We start from the raw sequence: 12,646 nt of genomic DNA on the forward strand, positions 1-12,646 counted from the left end.
GAGATGACCACGGACATTATCAAGAACGAGCAACTCAGCGACCTGCTGTTCGATCATGCCGAGCAGCTGGACATGGATTCGGACTACTGGTTCCGCCTGCGTGGCCAGAGCATCAACCCGATGATCGATGCGGTGACCCCCCTGCTGGGGCTGGTGCAGCGGGTGCGCCTGCTGTCCCGTTACGATCGGGTGCCTGAGCTCTATCAGCAGGTGGTGACCGAGATCCAGGCCATCGAGCAGGAATTGATGGCTCAGGGTTACGAGAACGGGGTCGTCCTCTCGTTTCGCTACATCCTCTGCACCTTCATCGATGAGGCCGTGATGGGCCGCGACTGGGGTAGCCAGAGCGAGTGGTCGGAACATTCGCTGTTGACCCGTTTCCACAACGAGACCTGGGGCGGCGAGAAGGTGTTCGTCCTGCTGGCCCGTCTGCAGGAGGATCCGGAGCGCTACCGCGACATTCTGGAGTTCATCTATCTCTGCCTCTGCCTCGGTTTCGAGGGGCGCTACAAGGTGATGAGCCAGGGGCGCGAAGAGTTCGAGCGCATCGTGCGCCAGCTGCACAAACAGCTCGCCCCCGAGAGCAGCGGCGAGGCGCCCAGCGTGTTTCACCTCGACCTCGGTCGGCAGGCGGCCCGCTACCAGCTGCGCAAGCAGGTCTCCCTGCGCACCCTGTTCATGGGAGGGGCGCTGATCCTGGCCATCATCTTTGGCCTCTATCACCACCAACTCAATAACCAGACCCAGGACGTACTGCGTCAACTGGGCGAATTATTAAAATAAGTACTAAGGAGAGCACGCCTTGATCCGTATAGAACTGCCAGTACTGGTGGAAAGACTCAACCCTATCTGCCGTCACATGCTGGAGGAGGCCGCGGCCCTCTGTGTCAACCATCAGGGAGCCGAGATCCGCATCGAGCATCTGCTGCTCAAGATGCTGGATACGCCGCTCAGCGATGTCCGTCTCATCTTCAAACGCGCCGACGTGGAAGTGGAGGAGCTCAAAACCCTGCTGCAACCGGCAGCTGCCGACAACGGCTATGGCCAGGGTTATCCCTCTTTTTCGCCGCTGCTAGTCGAGTGGCTGCAAGACAGCTGGCTGCTCGCCTCCGCCGAGATGCAACACGGCCAGCTGCGCAGCGGCGTCATGCTGCTGGTGCTGTTGATGACCCCGCAGCGCTATCTGCCGGGCTCGGTGACCCGTTTGCTGGCCAACGTCAATCGCGAGCTGCTGCGCCAGCAGTTCGACGAGTGGGTCAAGGAGTCCGCCGAGACGCCGGTGACCAATCCGGCCAATGGCAGCACGGCTCCGGCGGCACTGCCGACCGACGCTACCCTGCTGGCCCGCTTTACCGTCAATGTGACCGAGCAGGCCCGTCAGGGAACCCTGGATCCGGTGCTCTGCCGGGATCACGAGATCGATCTGATGATCGACATCCTCTCCCGTCGTCGCAAAAACAACCCCATCGTCGTGGGGGAGGCGGGTGTCGGTAAAAGCGCGCTGATCGAAGGGTTGGCGCTGCGCATCGTCGCAGGCCTGGTGCCGGAAAAATTGCTCGATGTCGAGTTGATGACCCTGGATCTTGGCGCCATGCAGGCTGGTGCCTCGGTCAAGGGGGAGTTCGAGAAGCGTTTCAAGGGGGTGATGCAGGAGGTCAAGGACGCCGTGCGACCTGTCATCCTCTTTATCGACGAGGCACACACCCTGATCGGGGCCGGCAACCAGGCCGGTGGCATGGATGTCTCCAACCTGATCAAGCCGGCGCTGGCCCGTGGCGAGCTGCGCACCATCGCCGCCACCACCTGGAGCGAGTACAAGAAGTATGTCGAGAAGGATGCGGCGCTCTCCCGTCGCTTCCAGCTGGTCAAGGTGAGCGAACCCAATGCCGATGAGGCCACGGTGATCCTGCGCGGTCTGCGCAGCATCTACGAGAAGGCCCACGGGGTACTGATCGACGAGGAGGCACTGCAAGCTGCGGCCCAGCTCTCCGCCCGCTACATCTCTGGCCGTCAGTTGCCGGACAAGGCGATCGACGTGCTCGATACCGCCTGTGCCCGGGTTGCCATCAACCTCACCACGCCGCCGCGCGCCGTCAGCCATCTGCAAAACGAACTGCGCCAGCGCGAGCTGGAGATCCGCCAGCTGGAGCGCCAGCGCCTGATCGGGTTGGGTGACAACGAAGAGCGCCTCGCCGAGCTGCAAGATGAGCAGCTGCGTTGCCGCGAATTGCTGGCGGAGCAGGAGTCCCGCTGGCAGCAGCAGCAGGGTCTGGTTCACCGGATTATCGAGCTGCGTGCCGCTCTCCTGGCCGATCAGCAGGATGAGATGCTGGCCAGAGAGGCACTGGATCTCGCCGATGCCCCGCTCGATCCGCAAGCGGCTGCCGAGCAGCTGGCCACCCTCGAGAGCGAGCTGGCCGACCTGCAGCAGGGAGAGGTGCTGGTCTCCGCTCATGTCGACAAAACCCAGATTGCCGCCGTCATCGCCGAGTGGACCGGAGTGCCCCTCAATCGCATCTCCCAAGGGGAGCTCGATGTGGTGACCTGCCTGCCGGAGTACCTTGGCGAGCTCATCAAGGGGCAAGATGTGGCGGTGGCCCACCTGCATAAGCACCTGCTGACTGCGCGCGCCGATCTGCGTCGTCCCGGCCGTCCGCTGGGGGCCTTCCTGCTGGTGGGCCCGAGCGGGGTCGGCAAGACCGAAACCGTGCTGCAGATTGCCGAACTGATGTTTGGCGGCCGCCAGTATCTGACCACCATCAACATGTCCGAGTATCAGGAGAAACACACGGTTTCCCGTCTGATCGGCTCGCCTCCCGGCTATGTCGGCTTTGGCGAGGGTGGCGTGCTGACCGAAGCCATTCGCCAGAAACCCTACTCGGTGGTGCTGCTGGATGAGGTGGAAAAAGCCCATCCTGACGTGCTCAACCTCTTCTATCAGGCGTTCGACAAGGGCGAGCTGGCCGATGGGGAAGGGCGGATCATCGACTGCAAAAACGTGGTCTTCTTCCTCACCTCCAACCTCGGTTTCCAGACCATCGTCGATCATGCCGAGCAGACTGATGACCTGCTGGATGCACTCTATCCGGAGCTGGCTGCCTTCTTCAAACCGGCCCTGCTGGCGCGGATGGAGGTGATCCCCTACCTGCCGCTCGGTCACGACACGCTAGTGCAGATCGTCGGTGGCAAACTCAACCGGCTGGTCAAGCTGCTCAAGGAGCGTTTCGGTGCGGAGGTGGTGCTGGAGAGCGAGGTGGCCGAGGAGATCCTGCTGCGGGCCAACCGCAGCGAGAACGGCGCGCGGATGCTGGAGTCCGTCATTGATGGGGCCCTGTTGCCGCCGGTTTCCCTGCAACTGTTGCAGCGCCTCTCGGCCGGTGAGCCCATCAACCGGGTGCGCTTCTCGGTGGCCGATCACCATTTTGTGGCCGAGGTGGAGGGCTGACCATGGAGCAAGCCCTCGCATTCGCCCTCGCGCTCACCTCGCAACGTGATGAACAACATCTCTGCCACTGGTGGAGCTCGACCCTCCATGCCAGCTTCCAGCCCAAAGGACTGCTGCTTGGCATGCTGGATGTGAGCGGCCGCCAGCTGGAGTGCAAAGGGTGGGTCAAGGGGCAGGAGGTTGCGCTGGCGCTGGCGGTGGATGATTTCTCTCATCCACTCGCCTATGTGCTGCACAAAGCGCAATCCCGCACCTGGGATTCCCTCCATGGCGGTGCCCGCATTGAGCACGCCGGTTTTCGCTCACTGCTGGCCAACCTTGGCCAGCAGTGCGGCCTGCACGCCTTTCCGCTCAATGATGGCAACGGCAAGCCGTTTGCCGTGCTGGCGATGATGGACAGTGGCGATGTGTTGCAGGAGTGGGCGGTTCGCCCCGAGCTGGCCAGTCTGGCCCAGGTCTTTTGCAACCAGCTCACCCTGATCCGCGATCTGGGACGTAGCCGCCGGGATCAGAGCGTGCTGCGCGACTCCCTGCGTCAGATCAAGGGGGAGGGGGAGCGTCAGCGCCAGCACGAGAAGTTGCTGGGGGATCAGCTGGTTGGCCAGTCGGCGGTGATCCGCGGCCTGCGCGAGCAGATCGCCCAGGCGGGCCAGCACAAGCTGACCGTGCTCATTCAGGGGGAGACCGGCAGTGGCAAGGAGGTAGTCGCCCGCTTGGTGCATCAGTGCTCCGAGCGCGCCGCCAAGCCGTTCGTCGCCATCAACTGCGCCGCCATCCCCGAGAATCTCATCGAGAGCGAGCTGTTCGGTTATCAGAAAGGGGCCTTCTCCGGTGCCCTCTCCAACAAGACCGGGCTGGTGGCACAGGCCAATGGTGGCACCCTGTTTCTCGACGAAGTGGGCGATATGCCCGCCGCCATGCAGGCCAAGCTGCTACGGGTGCTGGAAACCCGCAGCTACCGGCCGCTTGGGGCAGAGCAGGAGTATCACTCCGATTTTCGCCTCATCGCGGCCACTCATCAGCCGCTGACCCGCCATGTGGAGGAGGGGCGGTTCCGTGCCGACCTCTACCACCGTCTCTGCCAGTGTCTGCTGCTGATCGCCCCCTTGCGCGAGCATATCGAGGATGTGCCCCTGCTCTGCCAGCACTTCATGGCCCAGTTTGCCGCGCAGGATGACAAGGGGCTGGCTGGCTTGCAGCGCAAGTTCCTCAAGCAACTGCAAAGTTACGACTTCCCCGGCAACGTGCGCGAGCTGCGCAATCTGCTGGAGGTGGCCTGTGCTCACACCCGTCACGGTGAAGAGGTGGGGCTTGGCGCCTTGCCGCCGGAGCTGCGGGATCGGGTCTGTGCCGAGCTGCCCGATGCGCTGGACGATTACAACCATATCCGCGATCTGCGCCGGGCCATGCAGCAGTACGAGGCATCGGTGATTGAAGCGCGCCTGCGCTACTTTCAGGGGAATCGCATGCTGGTGGCCGAGAGCCTCAATATTCCCAAGCGCACCCTGGATCACAAGTGCCAGAAACTGGAGGTGAACTGATGAGCATCATGGGTTTGTTGCCCCTGCTGCTGGCGACCGGCAATGCGGTGCCTCCCCTCGATATGGCGGCGTGGCAAGCGTGTCGTCGCGAGCCATCCCCTCTGATCCGGCTCGCCTGCTATGACGCCCTTGGCAATGAGGTGACGCAATCAGGTAGCAAGGAGAGCACCAAGTCTCCGGCCTGGCTGGCGATAGCGGAGCAGGAGTTGGCCCGTGTACAGGATAGCTCACCCTTCCTGTTGCGACAGGATGAGGAGAGCGGCACGGCGGTATTGACCCGTCCGGCCCTGCGCGGTGCCACCCTGGCGATTGGTTGTGTCAACAGCATCACCCATATTCGCTTGCGGCTGGATACGCCGTGGCGCGGGGAGAGAGTCGAGGTCGCGCTGGATGGACAAGCAACTCGCAGCAGTCAGAGCTGGTTTATCCGGGATCAGGGATGGCTGCTCGAATATGGCCGCGGTCTGCCCGCCATCGAGGAGCTCAAGCGCTGGATCGGTCATCGTGAATTGCAGGTTCAGGCGGCCAACGGCACCGTGCTGCGGGTCGATCTCAGCGGCTTGAAAGAGGCGCTGATACCGGTGCGCCAACAGTGTCGCTGGTAGGGGGGAAGATGAGCTATCAACACCCCTGGTGTAGCCGTCTGCTCACCAGTTTGCCGGATGCACAGATCACAGGGGCCGTGCTGGCCGATGAGCCTCGCTGGGACTATGTGGAGACCGAGCTGGTCAAGTTGGGCTCCCTTGCCCACAGCCAGGTCGATCTCAATGCGGTCGCCGAAGCCTGTCTGGGGTTGCTGGAGAGCCGCACCAAGGATATGCGGGTGCTGGCACAGCTGTTGCGCTGCCTGCAGCACCCCGCCAAGGCGACCCCGATGGGTGCTGCGCTGAGCTTGCTGGAAGCCTGGGTCAAGGCTTACTGGCTGTTGGCCTGGCCCGAGAATGCGACCCAGAAGCAGCGATTGATGGTGCAGATCATCAAGCGCTTCGAGGGTGCCCTGCCGAGGGTGAGCGAGAGCGCCTCGGCAGCCGAGCTGGTTCAGTTGCTGGCGCAGGCAGAACAGCTGGAGGCCGTCTGGCTGGCCCAGTGCCCTGACAAGGGGGAACTGCTGGATCCTCTGGTGATGGGGTTGAAGCGGGCCCAGCGACAACAGGTTGCCCAGGCCCAGGCAGATGCCGGAGGTCAACCTGCAAGCAGCGCTGCTGCAGCCACCGCCAGTGCGAGTGGCATGGCGGGCACCATGGTGCTCAGTGGCAGCAGCAAGGGCTCCGGGGTCGAGATTGACAGCTCCAACGATCGGGCATGGCGACAGACCCAGCTCAAGGTGGCGGAGCTGCTGATTGAGCGCCAGCCAGAGGTGGCTATCGGCTATCGGCTGCGTCGTCACGCCATCTGGGCCGGCATCACCACCCCGCCGATAACGGCGCAGGGGAACAAAACCCAGCTTGCCTCAATGTCGGCAGACATGGTGGATGAATATCGCGCCGCCATGGGCACGCCAGATCTGGCGCTCTGGCAGCGCATCGAGCAGAGCCTGACGCTGGCCCCTTACTGGTTCGAGGGGCACAGGCTCTCGGCCGAGGTGGCCCAGAAGCTGGGATATGGCGCGGTGGCGCAGGCGATCATGGCGGAGCTGGATGCGTTTTTGCAGCGCCTGCCAGCGCTGCGGGATCTCACCTTCAGCGATGGTTCCCCGTTTCTCTCCCCCGAGTGCAGCCGCTGGTTGCAGCCTGCCAAGAGCAGTGGGGGCGGCAGCGGACAGGCCGAGCTGGCCGAGGAGGTTGCCTTGCGTCATGGGGAGCAGGGGATTGCCGCCGCGCTCGCCCTGCTTGATGAACGGATGGCACAGATGAAAGAGCCAAGAGCCCGCTTCCATGCCTTGCTGATGCAGGCGGAGTTGTTGGAGCAGGAAGGCATGGAGGCGCTTGCGCGCCAGCAATATCAACACTTGTGGCAAGAGGCGGAGCGCCTTGGGTTGTCGCAGTGGGAGCCCGGGTTGGTCAGCCGCCTGGCCCCCTATGCCACCCATTTGCCGAAATAAGTGCCGAAATGAGTCATTGAGTCGGAGTTGGATCACATTTTATGTTCAAAACCATCTTTACCATTCTGCGGCAACAGCTGCCGAAACTGAAACCCTCCTGGCCCCTGCTCGGTGTGGTGCTGTGGGTTGTAGCCCTGATCCTGGTGTGGTGGCTGGGGCCTCACATCGAGATCCGTGATGCCAAGCCATTCGAGCCCTTGTGGGGGCGGGTGGTGTTTACCCTGCTCTGGCTCTGGTTGCTGCTGGGGGTACTCTCCTGGCGGGTATGGCGCAAGATGAAGCAGCTCAAGGCCGAGCGCCAGCATGAGGTGCTGCTGGAACAAGATCCGGTCAAAGGGCTCATCGACAAACAGGCGCAGTTCCTCGAACGTTGGTTGCAAGCCTTGAATGAACACCTTGGCAAGGGGGCGCTCTACGCCATGCCCTGGTATCTGGTGCTGGGTCTGCCCGGCAGCGGCAAGAGCAGCCTGATCCACCGTGCCAATCCGGCCAACAAGCTCAATCCCAGACTCGATACCGAACTGCGGGACGTGGCGCAAGGCCAGCTGGTCGATTGCTGGCTGGGGGAGCAAGCCGTGATGCTGGATCCGGCCGGTGCACTGTTGTCACAAGCCGAGCCCGAGCTGGACCCGCAAGCTCGCAAGCATGAGCGGCTCTGGTTGCATCTGCTGAACTGGCTCAACGAGCACCGTCGTCGTCAGCCCCTTAATGGTCTGGTACTGGCCGTTGATTTGGCATGGCTGTCTGCGGCCAGCGTGGCCGAGCGCAAGGCGTATGCCCAGCTGATGCGTGCCCGGTTGCAAGAGGTGTCGGCCACCATGAATACCCGGCTGCCGCTCTATGTCACCTTCACCAAACTCGACATGCTGCGCGGCTTTGATGTGGTCTATGAACAGCTGGATAAAGAGGCCCGTGACGCCGTGTTGGGGGTGACCTTCAACCCCAGCAGCAGTCAGGGCAAATCCTGGCAGCAGGATCTGGCGCTGTTCTGGGATCAGTGGGTCGACAATCTCAACCGCAATCTGCCGGAAATGATGCTGGCCCGGCTCGATGCCGCCCAGCGCAACGCCCTCTTCTCGTTTGTTCGTCAATTGGCGGGTCTCAAGGATTATGTGACCAGCCTGCTCGATGAAACCCTGACCATTGAAGAGAGCAAGCCACTGCTGGTGCGCGGCGTCTATATCAGCTCCGTCTATCAGCAAGGTGTCCCGTTCGATGCCTTTGCTCAGGCCGCTTCCCGGCGTTACAGCTTGCCCGAGCCGATTCACTCCGCCCTGCGCGGGGAGTCCAACACCTATTTTGTGCGCAAGTTGTTCTCTTCGATCATCTTCCCCGAGGCCCATCTGGCCGGAGAAAACCGGCTGCATACCCTCTATCGTCGTCGCCGGATGGCCATTGGCCTGAGTTGCCTGTCGCTCTTCTCGGCGGCCCTGATCGGTGGCTGGCACTACTTCTACCGGGTCAACGAGGAGGCGGGGCGCAATGTACTGACCAAGGCGCAAGCGTTCACCGAGACCAACGAGGTCGCTGATGAACATGCCTTCGGTGTCAGCCAGTTGCCACGTCTCAACCTTATTCGCGAGGCAACCCTCTCTTTTGGCAACTACCGCGAACGGATGCCACTGGTGGCAGACCTTGGTCTCTATCAGGGGGATGAGATTGGCCCCTATGTGGAAGGCTCCTATCTGCAACTGCTGGGGCTGCGTTTCCTGCCTGCCCAGATGCAGGGACTGCTGGAGGATCTCAACCGTGCACCGGCTGGCAGCGAGGAGAAGCTCTCCATCCTGCGGGTGATGCGGATGCTCGATGATGCCTCCGGTCGCAACAAGGAGCTGGTGGAGCAGTATATGGCCAGCCGCTGGCAGAAAGCGTTCCCGGGACAGGGGGCGGTGCAGGAGCAGTTGATGGGACATCTTGACTATGCCCTCGATCATACCGACTGGCACGCTGCTCGCGCCGCCCGGGATCAGGCCGCCATCACGGCATTTGTGCCATTCAAGGAGCCGGTGTATGGCGCCCAGCGTGAACTGGGCAAATTGCCTATGTATCAGCGGGTCTATCAGAATCTGGTGGTGAAGGCGGGTGATGTGTTGCCGCCGGATCTCAATGTCCGTGACGAGGTGGGCCCCACCTTCGACACCGTGTTTGCCCTGCGCAACGAGAGCGCTGGTCAGGTGCCGCGTTTGCTGACCTGGCCCGGGTTCAGTGACTTCTTCCTTAAGCAGGACAAGGCGCTGATCGATCTCACCGCCATGGATGCCTGGGTGCTGGGCCAGCGCAAGCTGAGCCAGTTGAGCGAGGCCGATCGCAAGGAGATCACCCGTCAGGTCAACGATCGCTATGTCACCGATTACGTCAACCAGTGGCAAAAATTGCTGACCAATCTGGATGTGCAGACCCTTGCCAGCCCCGAGCAGGCGCTCGATGTGCTCTCTGCCATCACCGGCAACGACCAGCCATTCCAGCGGGTGCTCGCAGCGCTGGATGACAATACCCGTATTCGCAAGATCTCCGATGCGGAAGGAGATCCGGCGCAGGCGATCACTGCCCGGATAGGTCGCCCCTTTATGACCACCAATGGCGTCTTGACTGGCCGTGGCGAACAGGGGCCGCTCATTTCCGAAGTGAACCAGAAGCTGATTGAACTGCAGCACTATATGGAGCTGATCGTCAATGCCACCGAGCCGGGACAGTCAGCCCTCAAGGCGGTGCAACTGCGTTTGACCAACAAGTACGCCGATCCGGTCTTTGCATTGCAGCAGTATGCCCGTGGTCTGCCCGAGCCGCTCAATCGCTGGGTGGGTCAACTGGCGGATCAGAGTTCGCAACTGGTGATTGATCTGGCGATGTCATCCCTCAATCAGGAGTGGCAGGCAAAGGTGCTGGCACCGTTCAACAGCCAACTGGCGGATCGCTATCCGTTCAACCCGGGTTCTGCCAAGGATGTGCCGCTCTCCGAGATGGAGCGCTTCTTTGCCCCCGGTGGCACCCTGGATAGCTTCTATCAGGTCAACCTGAAACCCATGGTGGAGGGGGGCTTGATGGAGGGAGAACTGAGCTCACCTATTCAGGCGGAGCTGATCAAACAGCTGGATCGCGCTGCGCGGATCCGCCAGATCTTCTTCAGCCAGCAGGGCAATCTGGAGGTGCAATTTGCCCTCGAGCCCATCGAACTCACCGCCAACAAGCGGCGTAGTGTGCTCAACCTGGATGGCCAGTTGCTGGAGTATGCCCACGGCCGTCGCAACAAGATCCCGCTGGTGTGGCCAAACACCATGCGCGACGGGGCCGAGAGCAAGATCACCCTGGTACCGGCTGCCCGCGAACGTTCACCGCGCAGCGAGGGCTTTGTCGGTCCCTGGGCCATGTTCCGCCTGATGGACAAGGGGGAGCTGACTCAGGTCAACGAGGCCACCTTTGATGTGCGCTTCCCGGTGGATCAGGGTGCCATGACCTATCGGGTCTATACCGACAGCGCCCAGAACCCCTTCACCGGCGGCCTGTTCAGCCAGTTCAGCTTGCCTGAATCCCTCTATTGATCATGCAGGGGGGGCATACGAGCCCCTCTCATCTTGGAAGCCGATATGTCACAGAATCAACAAGGCCAGCAGGCATTGAAGGTGGGGCGAGACCCCAGAATGTTGCCTGAGTACGAGGCGCTGCGCGCCGAGATCAACAAGCTCAGCCACGCCTCCCGCCCCGAGGTGGATTGGGCCCGGATCCATCAGCTCGCCAGTCAAATCTTTGAAAAGCACGGGGTGGATCTGCAGACCGCCATCTACTTCACTCTGGCGCGCTCCCGCATTCAGGGGCTGAGCGGCTTTACCGAAGGGTGCGAGTTTCTCGCCAACCTGATCGTCACCCAGTGGGAGAGTTTCTGGCCACCGGTGCATCAGGAGCGGGCCCGCATCGAGATGCTCGACTGGTTTATTGCCCGCATCAGCGACGTGATCCGCCAGTACCAGATCAGCCACGAGGACAAGCGGTTGATCTACCGCTGCGAGCGGGCACTGCAACTCATCAGCGAGAAGTTGCACAACGCCGGTTTGAGCCGCATCCCCCGGGTCGAGAATCTGGTGCACTTTATCGAGGGCTACACCCATCTGTTTGACGAGACCGAGATTGTCATCGTCTCCGATGAGCCGGGCCTCAAGGATGAGCTGCAGATCCCGCCGATGGTCTTCTTCAAATCGGACATGGACCACGATCACGGAACGCCGATGGCATCGGTTGCCCCCGCTCTGCCGCAGGGCAGCATTCTGGTGGGGCGCGAGAAGGGGCAGATGAAGCCGACCGTGCTCAAGATTGAGCAGCACCGCAAACAGCGGCCGGCCTGGTTCTGGTTTGGCTGTGGCCTGCTCACCTGCGCCTTGCCCATGATGGGATGGCTTGGTTGGCAACATCAGCAGCAGGAGAAGGTCATCGCGGCGCAACGGTTGCAACAACCCGCTGCAGCGTTACCGCAGGCCCTGAGTTATGACGACATTCGCCAAGCGCGCATCGTGTTGGGGGAGCAGACCTTGCAGGGGATGGAGAGCGAGCTTGTATCGCGTTATCAGGCCCAACTGGATTGGCTGGAGCAGACCTCTCCCCTCTACTGGTACCGTTATGGCGAGGGGCTGCGCAATTCGCTGCAGATGCTCTATCCCGACTCGCTGGCGGTCAAGGCGCTGGACAAGCAGTGGCAGACCGCGCTGGCCGGCCAGCAAGGGGATCTCAACCGGGTGCCGACCTATCTGGAGGCGCGCGCCGGGGTCGATGCCCTGATCGATCAGCTGCTGGAGCTGGAGCGTCAGCGCAAGACGGTCACGATTTCCTACCTCAAGTCTCAGCTCTACGAGGTACAGAAGAACCTGATGCAGGAGGTCCCGTTCAGTTTACGTCTGAGCGAACTGGAGGCGCGAAAAGCGTCGCAGGAGCCTATTACGGCTGCCGAGCTGAAAGGGATAGAGAGTGACTTGAAAGCACTCAACATCCGGCTTTACCAACTGCAACAAGGGCTATCCGGTAGCTGATTGCTCTGTTATGCGCAACCAGTTGCGCATACTACAGATGGTTGCACTGCAGATGCAATATTTTGCAGGGGGATTGCCCAGTTTGCGCAATCCCTTGCGAATGGATAACCCTGTCATCTATCGAAAGAGGTTAACCATTTGATTTTATTTGGCTAATTTCGCCAGCGCTAAATGGCATAGCCTGTGCTGTGGCCTGTTCTGTTTATCCGCTGTTTATCAAAATCGCCTGTGCCTGGTGCGTTCCATCGGGCACAGGGGCAGAGGGATGATGTCTGTGCGTCTACCCGCTCATATGGAGAATGACTATGTGCCCCGCTATCGCACTGCTCGGTGACATCGGCACCGACCACGATGGCTTCCCACCGACCCCGGTGATAGCTGCCAGTCCCGACGTGTTCCTAGATGGCAAGCCTGTGGCTCGTCAAGGTGATCCACTGGCGCCCCATGACAAGCCCAACAACCCGCCGCACCCACGGGCCATTGCCGGTGGTGTTGGCTCTGTGCTGGTGAATGGCAAACCCATCGCCGTCACCGGCACGGCAGTGGATTGTGGTGGCGTGGTGATTGGTTCGGGCAGCGGACAGGCCGGTTAGAGAGAATGGCC

8 protein-coding genes are annotated in these 12,646 nt (G+C 61.6%); all 8 read left to right on the forward strand.

Features of this window, described 5'->3' with window-relative positions:
* Positions 1–3 precede the first annotated feature (3 nt).
* Positions 4–783 (forward strand): type IVB secretion system protein IcmH/DotU, encoded by a 780-nt coding sequence (gene icmH, locus G5229_RS04380; protein WP_033114647.1) that lies wholly within the window; start codon positions 4–6, stop codon positions 781–783.
* 19 nt (positions 784–802) lie between these two features.
* On the forward strand, positions 803–3,445 hold the full coding sequence (tssH, locus tag G5229_RS04385; protein ID WP_421208645.1) for a type VI secretion system ATPase TssH: 2,643 nt from the start codon (positions 803–805) through the stop codon (positions 3,443–3,445).
* Between the two features lie 2 nt (positions 3,446–3,447).
* The gene (locus G5229_RS04390; protein WP_421208646.1) at positions 3,448–4,986 is read left to right on the forward strand and encodes a sigma-54 interaction domain-containing protein; all 1,539 of its coding nucleotides are present in this window, start codon (positions 3,448–3,450) and stop codon (positions 4,984–4,986) included.
* Positions 4,986–5,591, forward strand: coding sequence for a type VI secretion system-associated protein VasI (gene vasI, locus G5229_RS04395; RefSeq protein WP_421208648.1), 606 nt, complete (start codon positions 4,986–4,988; stop codon positions 5,589–5,591). Before G5229_RS04390 ends, vasI begins: the two co-directional genes overlap by 1 nt.
* A gap of 8 nt (positions 5,592–5,599) precedes the next feature.
* On the forward strand, positions 5,600–7,027 hold the full coding sequence (tssA, locus tag G5229_RS04400) for a type VI secretion system protein TssA (protein WP_421208649.1): 1,428 nt from the start codon (positions 5,600–5,602) through the stop codon (positions 7,025–7,027).
* Positions 7,028–7,068: 41 nt separating this feature from the next.
* Positions 7,069–10,566: a type VI secretion system membrane subunit TssM gene (gene tssM, locus G5229_RS04405; protein ID WP_421208650.1), complete on the forward strand. Its 3,498-nt coding sequence runs from the start codon at positions 7,069–7,071 to the stop codon at positions 10,564–10,566.
* A 45-nt stretch (positions 10,567–10,611) separates the two neighbouring features.
* Positions 10,612–12,042 carry a VasL domain-containing protein gene (locus tag G5229_RS04410; RefSeq protein WP_421208651.1) on the forward strand — a complete coding sequence of 477 codons (1,431 nt, stop codon included), beginning with the start codon at positions 10,612–10,614 and terminating at the stop codon, positions 12,040–12,042.
* A gap of 305 nt (positions 12,043–12,347) precedes the next feature.
* A complete protein-coding gene (locus tag G5229_RS04415; protein ID WP_019444936.1) occupies positions 12,348–12,635 on the forward strand; it encodes a type VI secretion system PAAR protein in 288 nt (95 codons plus the stop codon).
* Positions 12,636–12,646: the final 11 nt, after the last annotated feature.

The organism is Aeromonas sp. 602396, from assembly GCF_049173735.1.
GTDB lineage: Bacteria > Pseudomonadota > Gammaproteobacteria > Enterobacterales > Aeromonadaceae > Aeromonas > Aeromonas veronii_A.